We start from the raw sequence: 14,072 nt of genomic DNA on the forward strand, positions 1-14,072 counted from the left end.
CATAGCGTGACTCCACCAAGCCTCGAATGAAATTCCGAAACACCACGGTGTTGTCGACCAAGCGGATCCAGGTGGCCATAATTCGGCAGATTCACAGCCGGGCGAAATGTGACACACCACGCTACGATAACGAAACAATAACTACCCTATTTCCCCCGATCACAAGGATATTTCCGCTACGCCTCTTCGGCCACTGGCGGGCGGGGACGCGAGAAACTACACCTCTTCCGAACGCAGCGCCGCGACCAACAGGCCGAGACCGCGCAGCGCGGCCTCCGCGTCGTCGGCCGCGCCCAGCCTGCTGAGAAGTCGCTGCTCCACCGCGCGGAGATCGGCCGCGGTCGAACGCATCACCCGGCGACCCGGCGCGGTGATCTCCACCGCGCGGCGCCGTCGATCCACTTTGCCGCCCACCCGTTCGGCGTATCCGGCGGCTTCCAGCTCGTCGACGACCCGAACAATTTTGCTTTTGTCCAAATCGAGTTCGCCCGCGAGTTCCAGCTGGCTATCGGCGGGATGATCCGCCAATCGCACCAACACCTCGTACCCCCAGAGCGACAATCCATTACCCCGCATCACCGGCAGCTCGAGCGCACCGAGCCCCCGGCACAGACGCAGCGCCAACCAATGCAGGTCGGATCGCTGATCGGCCATCGGCACACCCGACCGATTCGTTGACATATAGTTACTTTCTGAGATCATCTCGTACCGACACCGTGAACAAGACCACTTGGTATCGATTATAGATATCTCACGCCGCCGTATCGATTCGGGGAAACCGCCGGATCAACGGCCAAACCGAGGAAAATCAGCCTGCGCCAACATGTCTCACGGATCGCCCGATCCCCCGGGCGCACAATGTAACCGGGTATTCTACTTAAATCATTGCCGCACAATATCTTTCGACAAAGGAAAACGATTATCTTGCCACCGGACTCCCGGGAGACCGCACGTCGACCGACGCGACCACATTCGCATTCGTGACCGAGACAGGCACCCACTGCCGTCCACCCGGCCCGCACCGCACCGGTGTCATGACGCAAGCGCACCGCGTGCGTAAGCGCGTCCGGAACGCCCAAACCATCGGCAGCGCTACCACGCCGAACCGCACGGCACCGACGCGGCAGCCATTGATATCTTCCCGGCGCGCAGGCCCAGACACACCCGTCCAGTAGATAAACATCCAGTAGATGAACTCGCGCGCCACCCACGATGGTGTCGACGTCCGAGTCCGGCCCACGCGCGGCAGGGCCGGACTCGGACGTCGACGCGGATGACGGCCGCCGCCGACCGACGCGCTACCCGCGCGAGCGACCGACAGTCATCCGACGTAGCAGTCCGTCGCGCAACAACAACGCGTGGAACAACACCGCACAGATGTGTGCGAGGAACGCCGCGAGCAGCAGGTAGGCGAGCACGCTGTGCACCGTGCGCAGTGTCGCGTAGAGATCCGCATCGGTCGGCACGATCGCGGGAACGCGGAAACCACCCGCGATGCGGATCGGCACACCCGAGGCCGACACCAGCAGCCACCCGATCACCGGCTGCGCCAGGAACAGGGCGTACATGAGGATCTCGGACCCCGTGGCGACCAACCGCTCCGGTCGGCTCAGCGAATCCAACTGCGGCGGCGGTCGATGCAGCAGCCGATTGCCGATCCTGATCACCGCGAGCACGAGAATCACGAGGCCGAGCGTCTTGTGCACGGTGAGCAACAGGTTGTAATCACCGAGATAGCCCACCATCGCGCCGCCGACGAAGATCATCGCGATAATCGCCACCGCCATCAGCCAGTGCAGTATGCGCGCGGCGACACCGAAGGTGCCTGGATCGATCGTCTGTTCACGCAAGGTCGTCGTCATCGCACATCCTCCACTCGCAGAGCCGCGGGGGCCCGCTGTTCGCCCGCACGTCGACGGTAGGACTCGGTGTAGACCGCCGATCGCGCCTGCAACAGCGGGTCGTCCGAGGGCGCGATCCCCCTGGGCAGCACCAACGGATCGAAATTCACGTCCTGCACATTGCCGACGTCCTCGGTGCGCACCTCATCGATCACCACCGTGCCCACGTGCACGCGTGGACGCTCCTGCGGCCAGCGCTGCGTCGCGTTGTCGGTCGGGTCCGTGCCCGCCACGCCGACCACCAGGATGAGCTTCCAGCGCAGCGGACCCCCTCGGACGTCGCTGATCAGCGCGTCGAAAAGCTTGTTCGGGCCCTCGTCCTTCGGTGGTGTCGGCTGGGGAGCATCCGGTTCCAGCTGCCAGCGCACCGGCACGGTGTCGCCCGCCGCATTGGTGAATTCGAAGGCGTTGAGCCCATAGAACGTCGAATCGCGGAAGCTCGGCGCGTGCGGCCCCTGCTCGATCATGCCGAGCGCGGCGGCGGTCTCGGGATGCGTGGCCAGATGCGCCTTCATGCGCTCGGGATCAGGCTGCCCGGTCGCCGGGTCGGGCGCGAAGGCCAGTGTCCTGGTGTAGAAGTCGTCGGGGGTGGCATCGAGGAACACCGGGGTGTTGATCATCGCGGTGCGCCACTCCTCGCCGCCGGGCAGCAGGAACCGCAGCCCCAGACCGCGCGGGGCGGTGAGGTCGTCGGGCATGTGCGCGTTCCCGCCAGCCAGCGAGAAGCGCCCTTCCACCCGGTAGGTGCCGGTGCCGAACACCGAGGCGCTCGACAGCTCCGCCCCGTGACCCGTGCTCTCGAAATACCCGGCCACCGCGACACCCTTGGCATGGTTGCGACGGCGACCGTGGAAGTCGCCGCCCGCCGCCTCCTGCAATCGGTCGGCCACCCTGCGTGCGGTCAATCGCCAAGGGCCAAGCGCATTCTCGCTGAACAAGAACCCCCCGACGCCGACCGCGCCGACCGCTGCGATCGCCGCCGCACCGAGCAGCGTGCGGCGATCGAACGACAAGCTCGGTTTACTCTCGGTCATCCATTCTTCCCCTTCGTGTTTTCGCGCAGGCGCCGACCGATGCCGGTGCCTCGGCGGCCGGGCACGCAACGAACCCGACCGAAGTCCCCACCGTCACGGTGGCCCCATCGCGGTCAGTCGCTGGATCAGATCCCTGTCGACCCCCGGCTTCTCGGCGAGCAAGACGTCGACCATCGGCGCGGCGGGCGCCGAGGACGGATCGATCTTGATGTCGATGACATACGGCTGGCCGCCCGCGATCACCTCGAACCCACGGGCGATCGCCGTACGCAACTCGCGACCGTCCGCGACCACCTCGCCCTCGATGCCGAAGGTCGCGGCGATGGCCGCGAAATCCTGTGCTGGCTGACCGAGGCGCAGATACCAGGGCTCGTTGGCGGGGTGCCAGTCGTACAGGTCCTCGATCGCCCCCAGTCCCGTCATCAGCGTCTTGTACTCGTGGTTGTTCAACACCAGATACAGCACGGGCAGGTCGTATTTCCTTGTGGTCCACCAGGAATTGGTGTGGAAAAGTGCCGATCCGTCGCCGACGATATTCACCACGAGCCGTTGCGAACCGAGCGCCAACGAGATGCCGATCGAGGCGGGCAGGGAAAAACCGAGCGCACCGCCCGAGGTGCAGAAGTACGCGTCGGGTGCGTCGTAATGGATCGCCTGCTGCACCGCGGCGAGAATCGCGAAGTCCTCGTTGATCACCGTGATCGGCTTGTCCAGCGTGCGCTGCACGTCCGCGATCGCCAACGGCACCTCGTAGTCGGGAATCTTCGTCGGACGCTCGGAAGCGAGGAAGTACTCCGAGGACGCCGTGAACGCCGCCGTCCGCGCCGACGACAGCTGCTGGATCGTGCCGTTGCGCGCACCGGCCGCCGGTCCGTCGAAGTCCGGGTGCCGGGCGATCTCGTCGGTGAGCGCGGGCAGTGTCCTTTTGATGTCGCCTAGTACAGCGACCTGCGCGTAATGGTTCTTGCCGATCTCCCACGGGTCGTTGTGCAAGACCACCTGGGTGAGATGGGCGGGCAGGACCGGTCCGTTCTCCCACCGAAAAACCAGGACCTGTGCCTGCGAATCCACGCCGATGAGGAAGATCGTGTCGAAGTCGCCGAGCTGCATGTGAATCCCCTCCTGGGTCGGCAGCAGCTCGCCCTGCCAGTGCGGCAGGTCGTTCGGGTAATCCATTCGGCTCGCCTGATTGGTCGAGTAGACCGCCGAGCCGAGCAGATCGGCCAATCGTTGGATCTCCGGCCAGGCGTCGACCTCCCCCACGCCGTCACCGAGCAACAACACCGGACGCTCGGCGCGCGCGAGTTCGGCAGCGGCCGCGGCGATTCCGTCGGGATCACCGGTCGAGGCATGGGCGATCCTGGTGATGCGCGCGGGTTCTTGGCGAACCGGCGTCTCCATCAGGAAGTTCCACGGCACCGAGACGAAGACCGGCCGAAACGGCGGAACCAGCAACTCCTTGAGCGCACGCTGCATGACCAGCGGGATCTCGTCGACGCTGCGGATCTCGTGCGACCACTTCGTGTACTGATCGACGGTGCGCACGAGGTCGGAGGCCAAGATCGGCTCCTGGACCAGCAACTCGCTGTGTTGCTGCCCGCACAGCACGATGAGCGGGATATTGGAGCGGTAGGCGTTGAACAGGTTGCCGATGATGTTCGCGGTCCCCGGCGTGATGTGCACGATCGCGGCACCCGGCCGCCCCGACATTCGCGCGTAGCCCATCGCCGCGCCGAGCGCGATGTTCTCGTGCAAGCACGGCACATAGGAAACGCCGTATTCCTCGACGGTCGTCCCGTCGATCAACGGAATCTCGTGGGTGCCTGGCACCCCGAACGCGTACTCGATCCCCGCTTCCCGCAGATAGTCGAGGATGATGTCGCGTCCGAGCTTCTTTTCGTGCTGTCCGTGCATGATCTGCTCTGATCTCAATTCTGTTGTTTCTCTTCTACTTCCATCGCCGCGAGCAATCTCGTCAGCGGCCCTGCCATTGCGGCGGGCGCTTTTCGACGAAGGCGCGGGGACCTTCCTCGGAGTCGGACGAGTCCATCCTGATCGTCTCCCAGTGGTAGCGCGCCCCGAACGCCTCGGCGATCGGCAGTTCGGCCGCGGCCACCTCCTTGATGGCACGCACCGACAGCGGGGCGCAGCGCAGGATGTCCTCGACCCACCCTGCGACGCAGGCGGCGAGCTCCTCGGCCGCGACCACCTCGTTCACCAGACCCAGTTCGGCGGCACGCGCGGCCGACATCCGACGACCGGTCAGCAGATACCCCATTGCCACGCGGTGGGGCGCCTGGCGCGGCAGCCGGAAAACCCCGCCGGCACCGGGGATCAGACCGAGCCTCGCCTCGGTGAGACCGAACTCGGACGCGTCGGAGGCGACGATGATGTCGCACGCCAGCGCGAGCTCGAAACCACCGCCGAGGGCGTAACCGTCGACCTCCGCGATGATCGGCTTCGGAAAATCGAAGCGTTCGGTGAGCCGGGGGTAGCCGGGCTTGCCCGCACTGCCGAACGAGGAGCGTGCCGTCCCCTCGTCGATCCGTCCTGTGAGCTCCTTCAGATCTTGACCGACCGAGAACGCCCGTCCCCCCTTGCCGCTCAGCACGACCACCCAGATGTCGTCATCGGCCGCGATGTCGTCCCAGATCGCGGCCAGTTCGGTGTGCATGCGCAGGTTCATCGCGTTGAGCACCTGCGGCCGGTCCATGCGTACCGTCGCGACACGTCCGCGCTTGCGGTACTCGACCGTGCGCAACGCCGTCACCGACGCGGTCATCGCCCAGCACCCGCGGTGAAGCGACTCACCTTCGTCAGCACGTCGGTGCCGTAGAACCGTCCCGCCTGGTGCAACGCGAACTCCGACAGGTAGCGGCGGAACACGTCCTGTGGTTCCTCCCCGCTCACCAGCATGTGCTTGTTCGCTACGACGGCGGGAGCGGCGAGCCGCTCGGCCGCCCGCGCGATCTCCTCGTCCATCGCATCGGGCTCGACCACCGTGTCGAAAACCAGACGCGCCCCAGGGTCGGTTGCCTGAATCCTGCTGCCCCACAGGATCACTTCGCGCGAGAGCCGATGATCGGTCGCGCGCCCGAGCCGAAGGTTCGCCGCACCCGGCACAATGCCCTCCTGCGCGGCGGGCAGGCTGAAATAGCTGTCGGCCGCGGCGATCACGCGATCGAAGACCAGCAGCAATTGCGCGCCACCGCCGATCGCGAACGCGTCGACGGCCGCGATCCACGGCTTGGTCGTCGGGAGCGCGGTGGCGTCATCGTCGGGAGCGGGCAGGCCGCGCAGGATCTTCGCGATATATCCGGCTTCTCGGCCGAGGATGAAATCGACGAACGAGATCTTGCCCTCGTGCAGGTGCGCCAGATTGATGCCCGCGCTGAACACGCGTCGCCCTCGGTAGTTGCGGTGGTCCATGATTCCGCCGCGCACCACACCGACCCGCGACGCCGGGTCGAGCAGGACCAGGTCCACGGCCGTCTCCATGTCGGCGACGTGCTGGTTGTCCTCGGCATTGAGACAGTGACCGTTGGTGATCGTCAGGGTGGCGGTGTCGCCGGAGCGAGTCAGCGCCACCGCGGGCAGCGTCACCGATCCGGTGGCCTCGTACTGTGCGCGAAATTGCCGCGCACGCGCGGTGGGGGCGCGCATCGAATCCAAGAGATGGTTGCCCGCCACCGCGTCACCGAATACGGCGTGGAAGAAAATCCCCTGATCGATTTCCCACCCTTCCTTCTCCGCTTGCGCGACTCCGGTCTCGGCGGCGAACGCGGCCGGTTCCGGCAGCAGGCCGGGGAACAATGCCGTTGCGGCGGCGGCGAGTTCGCTCAGTCGCGGTCGAGCCGTCAGGTTGTCGGTGGCGGCGCGATACACCTCGTCGACGTGAGCGCGCAGAAATCGGCGGCGCAGCACCCGGATCGCGCGATGCGACTCGGTCGCACGCGCGGACTCGGTGTCGCCGCGTCCGCGCACCGGGCCGAGGGTGCGCAGCAGCTCCGCGTGCTCGGCGGCCGCCGCGCGCAACTCCGCGCGGTCGGCGGCCAGGTCGTTCGCTGGCCCGCGATCGCCCGAGAACCGGTGCTCGTCGGGAGTGCTCTGCTCGTTCGACGAGCGCTGCTTGCGCGAAACGCCCTGTGCGGCAGCCGAGGTCACGACGCCGTCCGCTCGCGACGCAATGCCCGGTCCGAGGCGGCGAGGTGTGCGCCGAGCGCGTCCTCGAATCGAGTGGTGACCGCGTCGAGCAGCAGCCTGCGCCGGATGGCCAGCTCGGATCCGACCGCCGAACCGAACACCGCGATACCTTCCTCGATCGCCGCGGCTTCGGCGCCGTCGGCGATCACCGCGTCGACGAGTCCGCGTTCGCGCGCGGCCGCCGCGGAGATCGCGCGGCCGTGCATGACGAGATCGCGCGCCTTGGCGACACCGATCTGTCCCGCGAGTCGGTGCAAGCCCATCGCGGGCCACACACCCTGTTCGGTGGCGGCGAAGCCGAATGTGGAGTCCGCGCGCAGCACCCGATAGTCGGCGACGAGCAACAGTTCCGCGGCCGGACCGTAGGCATCGCCCTGCACCACGGCGATGATCGGGACCGGGGCCTGTTCGAGCCTGCGCAGGCTGTTCTCCCACTTGCCGACGTCGCCGACCGCGACGTCGCCGGGCCACCGGAAATGCTGGTGGGCGCCGGCGATGTAGAGGACCACACAGTGCGGCGGATCGGCGGGAGCGTCCTCGGCGCGCTGCGCCACCGCGGCGACGGAGGCGATGAGGTCGGGGCCCAGCGGTGTGTCGGCGGCGATCACCGCCGCGATGATATGGCGACCGGAGCCGTTGAATTCGGATTCGGCGTCGTGTGGGTCGATGGATAATCCAGCGGTCATTAGCTCGCCTTCAATGGTTGAGAAAGTCTGTGGTGTGGAATGGAATTCGTGTCGCCAGGAATTAACGGCGCTCACCGAAAGCGCAGCAGCGCGGTCTCTATCTGCGAGCCGGGTCCCATGGTCATGAAGACGGCGTAATCGCCCGGCCGCACGATCCGCTCAGCCAACAAACGGCGATAGGAGAAAAGGAACGAACCACTCGATAGATTTCCGTAATCCCGCATCACGCTGACGGTATGGCGTAAATCGTGCGCGGTGAGACCGAGATTGATCTTCACCGCGTCGATCACCTTCTTGCCACCGGAGTGCACGATCCAGTGCGCGATGTCCTTGCGCCGCAGGCCCTGTTCGATGAGCAACCGGTCGACGACGATCTCCACGTGCGCGCCGACCTCGTAGGGCACTTCCTTGTCCAGATAGAAGCTGAACTTGCCCGCGTCCTCGTCCCAGTCGTAGCGCATCGCGTCCACAGCCTTGGTGATCATGTAACTGCGTTGCGACAGCAGTTCCGGCAGCGGCGCGGCGGCGGCGCCATCGGTCCGCGCATCGTCGGGACCCGGTTCGTCGGCACCGTCTGTGCACACCGCCAGCGCGGCGGCGCCGTCGCCGAACAGGCTGTTCACCACCGCCGTTCGCATGGTGCCGTCGAAAACATATGCCGCCGAACAGGATTCCGAGCAGGCCAGGATCGCCAGTTCGCCGGGATGCGCGGCCGACCAGCTCGCCACGGCATTGAGACCGTTGAGCCCCGCGTTGCACCCCATCCCCACGACGTCCAACCGTGCTGTGTGCGGGGACATTCCGAGTTCGTTGATCAACAAGGCACTGAAGCCCGGTGTGAGGAATCCGGTAGTCGTGACCGCGACGAGGTAACCGATATCGCGCGGCGCGCGACCGAGTTCGGCCAGGCACTTCCTGATCGCTTCGGCGCCGGTTCGTATCCCGTGCTGCCGATGCTTGGCCAGGAGTTCTCCCTGCGACTCGATCCGATAGTCGCCGTTGCCGTCTCGCGGCGGCAAGGTGAGAAAACGTGTTTCGATTCCACCGTTCAGGAATACCCCGCGAATCTTGGGGTCTTCGATTTTCAGCAGGTCGATGACTTCCCGTTGCGAATAGCGTGTTTCCGGATTCGCGGTCGCCACACCCAGCAGTGCAGGGTGCGACGTTGTCGAATCACCCAGAACCGCGGCACTGTTCATTTCCGACCATGGTGCATGGACCGGACGTTCATCGAGCGTGCTCATCGCACAACCCCGTACGCTTCGTGCACCGACACCCCACACAGCACGAAATAGCCGATCGAATCATGGTTCGACATGAGTTCCCCTGAAATCGCTGACATGAATGTTAACGACACTTCATCGATACCGCTAACCGAGCCCCCGAGCAGACTTCCGACTCGCGACCAACGTTAGCAGCACCCCCGAACCCTCGCAAGGGCGAATAACCTACCGGACGCTCGACTCGATACGCATGATACGGCCGAACGTTATTGCACCCCAATTGATTACGGATATCGCTAACCGCCACGACACACCAACGCCCCGACTTCCATGGGCATACGACAGTGTTCACTTCCCCGAAACCTGTTGTCCAAGAGCAGCTACAAGACCACACCAGCGGGCTCATCGACCCGCACCCGCCGCACACAGCAGAAGAGGTCGCGCCGGTCGATCCACGGCCGGGTCGAGGCGTTCGTCGAACCTCCGGAACCCGACTGCCTTACGCTTCTGCCGCACCACCGACGAGTTCTACCGCCCGGCGAGCGGGCGGAGATAGGCGAGAACAACACACGATGCACGACTACCTCAACCACCTCCAGACCGACCAGACCGCACCGGTGCGAGGCAACGGCTTCGCCGCGGCGAACGCCCGCAGCAATGCCGACATGATCATCACCGGCCTGATCTGGTGCATACCCGCCGCGCTGGCCATGATCTCGCTGTTCCTCATGTCGTGGTTCCTGATGGCCGCCAGCGCGTGCACGGCGAAGAACACCACCTGTGCGGCCGACCCGACGATCGGACTGTGGGTGATGACCCTCGGCGGCATCGTCTCGTTCGTGATCGGCACAGCGATGTCGTTCGGCGCGGCACGGCGCGGGCGCCCGATGTTTCCCGGCGCGATCGTCGGCACGGTCCTGGTCCTGGCCACCTGGCTCGCGGGGGCGTTCTTGATGACGACCTGACGACAATCATTCCAGCACAGGCAAACTCGTCTCCACCGTCATCCATTTCCGATAATCGGCCCAGGTCCGGATAGGTGGCGCCTCGGCCGAATCAAGCGTGCGAGTAGCATCCGACGAGAGAAACCTCGCGGGAGTCCGGGCACGGCCGGGCTGAGAGGGCGAAAACACGTTTGGCCGACCGCATGAACCTGTCCGGGTAATTCCGGCGTAGGGAGAGCGGTAGGACGATGACGACGACAGACGATTCCACCTCGAAAGAAGCGCCACTCACCCTCGACCAACCCGCACCACGGGTGCTGTCGTTCTGGGATCAGAGCGCGTTCTGGGCGAATCTGGGCGTCAGCCTGTTCGCCTTCTCCGGTGCCTACACTGTGCTTGCCCCGAACAACGAAGGTGCACCGGGCATCTCGATCGCCGCGGGCATCGTCGCGATGATCGTCGGCACAGCGGTCGGCGGGCTCATGCTCGGCCTCGCCGCGGTACCCGGCGCGCGCACAGGACAACCCGCGATGGTGCTGTTGCGCGGACTGTTCGGCGCGCGACTGAGTTATCTGCCGACGGTCCTCAATATCGCGCAATTGATCGGTTGGGGCACTTTCGAATTGGTGGTCATCGGCGACGCGGCCGAGGAGCTGTTCCACGGCGGCCCGCACTGGCTCTACGTGATCGCGGCCGGGGTGATCACCACGGTCCTCACGATCTGGCCGCTGGGTTCGGTACGCATCCTGCGCCGGTTCGTCACCGTCGGCGTCGTCGCCGCGCTGCTCTGGTTCTACGTCCAATTCTTCCGCGCCGGACTCCCCGATCTCACCACCAACCCCGGGCCCGAGGGCAACGGCCCGTTCGGCGTCGACTGGGGTCTGTTCTGGATCGCGACCGACGCCGCACTCGCCGTCTCCGTGTCGTGGGTCCCTGTCGCCGCCGACTACACCCGCCATTCACGCAGTACCGCAACGGCATTCACCGCCGCGGGCGGCGCATACGGACTCACCCAGGTGATCGGTTATGTCCTCGGCCTGTTCGCACTCGCCCTCGCCACCGGCGGTGGCGGGCAGTACGGACCGTTCCTACATGTCACACTCGGTGCGCTGTTCTTCTTCATCTTCGTGATCCGCGAGGCCGACCAGTCCTTCGCCAACGTGTACTCCACCGCGGTCTCCATCCAGAACCTGGCGCCACGCGTCGACCGACGGCTGCTCTCGATCGGACTCGGGGTGCTCATCACGGTGGTGGCGTTGGGCCTGAACATGGAGAACTACTTCGGGTTCCTCGGGTTGATCGGCTCGGTGTTCGTCCCGCTGCTCGGCGTGCTTGTCGCGGACTTCTTCCTGCGCGCGAAGGGCCGATGGAACACCGGCGCCGACGCACCGTCGCGGTGGGGCATGGTCGGCGCCTGGTTGATCGGCCTGGTGGTGTATCAGCTGATCAATCCCGGCGATGCGGGCGTGTGGACCGATTTCTGGGTGCGCGCGCAGGGCTGGGCACACTTCACGGTGCAACCGTGGATGAGCGCGTCACTCCTGTCGTTCCTCGCCGCCGCGGTGGTCGCCGCCACCATCGGCCGCCTCGTCCCGACCCGGGACACACAGAGATGAGACCGACCTCGCATTCCGGACGGCGCCCGACGGCGCCACGGCGTCGTCGCCTACCATCGCGTTCGTGATCACGGTGGCGACCTGGAATGTCTTGCACCGCACCCATGCCGATAACTGGTATGAGGATGTGGCGCAACGCTGGCCGGACGAGCAGGCGCGCACCGCCGCGATCACCGAGCGGATCGCACAGCGCACCGAGCGGGTGATCGCCCTGCAGGAAGTCAGCGGAGACCAGCTCGTGAGCCTGCGACGCGCACCGCTGGGCCGCAGGATGCACACGCTGCGCTACCCCAGGGTGCCGACGCCGCGCCGAGTCGCCAGCTCGTTGCGCGAACCCGACGAATACCTCGTGCTCCTGGTGGACGGACTGAGCAGGGAAATCGCCGCCGAACCCTTCGCACACGATCCAGGCAAGGGCGCGCTCGCCGTGGTCACCGGCGAATTGGTCGTCATCGCCACCCACCTCACCGGCGACCGAAGGCGCGCACGACAATTCACCCGCCTCGCCGAACTGGCCGCGATCGAACCCGACATGCCGACCGTGCTGCTGGGCGACTTCAACATCGACCGCCCCACCGTCGCCGCCAACCTCGGTGACCGCTTCACGGTCGCGGAGCTACCGCACGACGCCGTGCAGACCCGCCCCCGCGATTCGGGTTCCAAATCGCGCTACATCGACCACGTGGTGGCGCGCGGCGCCAAAGTGAGCGACGCCGAAGTCGACGACATGGGCGGCATCTCCGACCACAACCTGGTCCACGCCACGATCACCCTGTAAGCCCCGCGCCGGCCGTGCGGTGCGCGCCGCGCAGGTCATGTTTCACCGATCGATCGGTCGCGGCGCCGTCGGTGCGCGGTCACCGGTCGCCCAGCAGGATCGAATGTTCCAGTGCGTTCCGCAATTCGACGCGGTCGTCGAACGCACGGGTGACGGCGCCGAAGGTTTGTATCGGGTCGTGGCCGCGCCCGGCGACCACCAGCACGTCGCCGGGGCCGGTGAGTGCGACGGCCGTGGCGAACGCCGCGGCACGGTCGGGCTCGACGACGATGGCCGCGTGGTCGGCGGAGCGTGCTCCCAGGACGATGTCGCCGCGAAGTTCGTCGGCGTCGTCGGAGAACGGGCTCTCATCGGTGACGACGACGATGTCGGCCAAGGTGCCCGCCGTGGCGCCCAGTGGCTGACGCTTGCTCGGGTCGCGTTCGCCGGTAGCGCCGAGGACGACGACGATCTTGCCGTCGGTCAACGACCGCAGGTAGCGAAACTGGCGGTGCTGACCGGCCGTGTTGTGCATGTAGTCGACGAAGGCCAGGAAGGGCTGTCCCGCGTCGATCCGTTGCATCCGGCCGGGCACGGAGGTCAACTCGCTCATTCCGGCGACCGCCGAGTCGAGGTCGACACCCGCCAGCGCGAGCGCGGCGATGGCACCGAGTGCATTGTCGACCTGGTGTGCGCCCAACAGCCGCAACCGCACGGTCGCGCCCCGCTCGTCGCCGTGGTGGAGGACGAACGAGGTGCCGTGTTCGTCGGCCGTGATGTGCTCGGCGTAGAAGTCAGCGGCGGTGGAGGTGGTCGAGAAGGTGCGGTGCGGAATATCCAGTTCGGCGCCGAGGCGCTTGCCGTGGTCGTCATCGATATTCAGCACGGCGGCGGCGCTGCGTTCGGCCGCGAACAGCCGCGCCTTCGCCGCGTAGTAATTCTCGAGGTCACTGTGGAAGTCCAAATGATCGGGGCCGAGGTTGGTGAAAACGCTGACGCGGAACCGGATTCCGTCCACCCGATGCAGGGCAAGCGCATGACTCGACACTTCGAGCGCCGCCGCCGAGGCCCCCTGCGCGCGCAGGCTCGCGAGGGTGCGTTGCAGGTCGCTGGCCTCCGGTGTCGTCCGCACAGCCGGGTGCTCGCCCTGCGGCCCACCGACGCTGACCCCGCTGATCAGCCCGTGTTCGGTGCCCGCGCCGCGCAGTCCCGCGCTCAGCAGATAGGCGGTGCTCGTTTTGCCGTTGGTCCCCGTGACGCCGAAGACATCGAGGTGGCGAGAAGGTTCGCCGTAGATCCACGCGGCCAGCGGGCCGAGTATTCGGCGCGGGCCGTCGACGACGAACGTCGGTAGCGGAGGACACGGCCGGTCACTGACCGCGGCGACGGCGCCGCGAGCGGCCGCCTCATCGGCGAACGCCGCGCCGTGCTGATTCGCACCGGGCAGCGCCGCGTAGATCTCTCCCGCGGCGACCCGACGCGAATCCTGACTGATCCCCGTGATGACCGTCTTCGACTCGTTCGCGTCGGCGGGTACGCACTGCACCCCCAGCCGCACGGCCACGTCGTTCAGGGCGAACCCGCTACCGGAATGCGCGCGATCGACTCCCGTGCACTGCGAGGTCATCGGCACAGTCAAACACCGAGGGCGGGTTCACCCTGGGCGAAATGGGCTCGTCGAGACCCATCCGGCACCGAGGCCACGCCC

At 66.3% G+C, this 14,072-nt stretch carries 12 protein-coding genes and 1 riboswitch; of the genes, 3 read left to right on the forward strand and 9 right to left on the reverse strand.

The genetic code is table 11. From position 1 onward, the window contains the following. Positions 1–216 precede the first annotated feature (216 nt). From ABEA50_RS12375 to dpgA, 8 genes are all read right to left on the reverse strand, one after another. Positions 217–681: a MarR family winged helix-turn-helix transcriptional regulator gene (locus ABEA50_RS12375; RefSeq protein WP_345495440.1), complete on the reverse strand. Its 465-nt coding sequence runs from the start codon at positions 679–681 to the stop codon at positions 217–219. A 617-nt stretch (positions 682–1,298) separates the two neighbouring features. Beyond that, a complete protein-coding gene (locus ABEA50_RS12380; RefSeq protein ID WP_425577644.1) occupies positions 1,299–1,850 on the reverse strand; it encodes a cytochrome b in 552 nt (183 codons plus the stop codon). 8 nt (positions 1,851–1,858) lie between these two features. Continuing rightward, positions 1,859–2,935, reverse strand: coding sequence for a catalase family peroxidase (locus ABEA50_RS12385; RefSeq protein ID WP_345495442.1), 1,077 nt, complete (start codon positions 2,933–2,935; stop codon positions 1,859–1,861). Positions 2,936–3,028: 93 nt separating this feature from the next. Next, positions 3,029–4,867, reverse strand: a complete 1,839-nt coding sequence (locus tag ABEA50_RS12390; RefSeq protein ID WP_345495443.1) for a thiamine pyrophosphate-binding protein — start codon at positions 4,865–4,867, stop codon at positions 3,029–3,031. A gap of 43 nt (positions 4,868–4,910) precedes the next feature. Beyond that, entirely contained in the window at positions 4,911–5,717 is an 807-nt protein-coding gene (dpgD, locus tag ABEA50_RS12395) for an enoyl-CoA-hydratase DpgD (protein ID WP_345495444.1), read from the reverse strand. Continuing rightward, positions 5,714–7,099, reverse strand: a complete 1,386-nt coding sequence (gene dpgC, locus ABEA50_RS12400; protein WP_345495445.1) for a (3,5-dihydroxyphenyl)acetyl-CoA 1,2-dioxygenase DpgC — start codon at positions 7,097–7,099, stop codon at positions 5,714–5,716. Before dpgC ends, dpgD begins: the two co-directional genes overlap by 4 nt. Further along, on the reverse strand, positions 7,096–7,824 hold the full coding sequence (gene dpgB, locus ABEA50_RS12405) for an enoyl-CoA-hydratase DpgB (protein ID WP_345495446.1): 729 nt from the start codon (positions 7,822–7,824) through the stop codon (positions 7,096–7,098). The genes dpgC and dpgB overlap by 4 nt, the downstream gene beginning before the upstream one ends. 71 nt (positions 7,825–7,895) lie before the next feature. Beyond that, positions 7,896–9,023 carry a 3,5-dihydroxyphenylacetyl-CoA synthase DpgA gene (gene dpgA, locus ABEA50_RS12410; protein ID WP_345495447.1) on the reverse strand — a complete coding sequence of 376 codons (1,128 nt, stop codon included), beginning with the start codon at positions 9,021–9,023 and terminating at the stop codon, positions 7,896–7,898. Between the two features lie 596 nt (positions 9,024–9,619). On the opposite strand from dpgA, the gene ABEA50_RS12415 reads away from it, so the two are divergent. The 3 genes from ABEA50_RS12415 to ABEA50_RS12425 all read left to right on the forward strand — a co-directional run bounded on the left by ABEA50_RS12415 (position 9,620) and on the right by ABEA50_RS12425 (position 12,385). Beyond that, positions 9,620–10,012, forward strand: a complete 393-nt coding sequence (locus ABEA50_RS12415; RefSeq protein WP_345495448.1) for a hypothetical protein — start codon at positions 9,620–9,622, stop codon at positions 10,010–10,012. A 117-nt stretch (positions 10,013–10,129) separates the two neighbouring features. Further along, positions 10,130–10,243: riboswitch (TPP riboswitch) on the forward strand. Next, entirely contained in the window at positions 10,240–11,607 is a 1,368-nt protein-coding gene (locus ABEA50_RS12420) for a purine-cytosine permease family protein (RefSeq protein ID WP_345495449.1), read from the forward strand. It overlaps the preceding riboswitch by 4 nt. A gap of 64 nt (positions 11,608–11,671) precedes the next feature. After that, positions 11,672–12,385: an endonuclease/exonuclease/phosphatase family protein gene (locus tag ABEA50_RS12425; protein ID WP_345495450.1), complete on the forward strand. Its 714-nt coding sequence runs from the start codon at positions 11,672–11,674 to the stop codon at positions 12,383–12,385. Between the two features lie 79 nt (positions 12,386–12,464). On the opposite strand, the gene ABEA50_RS12430 is transcribed toward ABEA50_RS12425, so the two are convergent. Further along, positions 12,465–13,991, reverse strand: a complete 1,527-nt coding sequence (locus ABEA50_RS12430) for a UDP-N-acetylmuramoyl-L-alanyl-D-glutamate--2,6-diaminopimelate ligase (protein ID WP_345495452.1) — start codon at positions 13,989–13,991, stop codon at positions 12,465–12,467. Positions 13,992–14,072 lie beyond the last annotated feature (81 nt).

This window comes from Nocardia callitridis, assembly GCF_039543305.1.
In the GTDB taxonomy this organism is placed as follows: domain Bacteria; phylum Actinomycetota; class Actinomycetes; order Mycobacteriales; family Mycobacteriaceae; genus Nocardia; species Nocardia callitridis.

Bases quoted from the DNA above. Each gene is read 5' to 3' on its own strand.
- ABEA50_RS12420 (WP_345495449.1), top strand. From the start codon at position 10,240: ATGACGACGACAGACGATTCCACCTCGAAAGAAGCGCCACTCACCCTC.
- dpgD (WP_345495444.1), bottom strand. From the start codon at position 5,717: ATGACCGCGTCGGTGACGGCGTTGCGCACGGTCGAGTACCGCAAGCGC.
- dpgA (WP_345495447.1), bottom strand. From the start codon at position 9,023: ATGAACAGTGCCGCGGTTCTGGGTGATTCGACAACGTCGCACCCTGCA.
- dpgB (WP_345495446.1), bottom strand. From the start codon at position 7,824: ATGACCGCTGGATTATCCATCGACCCACACGACGCCGAATCCGAATTC.
- ABEA50_RS12385 (WP_345495442.1), bottom strand. From the start codon at position 2,935: ATGACCGAGAGTAAACCGAGCTTGTCGTTCGATCGCCGCACGCTGCTC.
- ABEA50_RS12375 (WP_345495440.1), bottom strand. From the start codon at position 681: ATGTCAACGAATCGGTCGGGTGTGCCGATGGCCGATCAGCGATCCGAC.
- ABEA50_RS12415 (WP_345495448.1), top strand. From the start codon at position 9,620: ATGCACGACTACCTCAACCACCTCCAGACCGACCAGACCGCACCGGTG.
- ABEA50_RS12430 (WP_345495452.1), bottom strand. From the start codon at position 13,991: ATGACCTCGCAGTGCACGGGAGTCGATCGCGCGCATTCCGGTAGCGGG.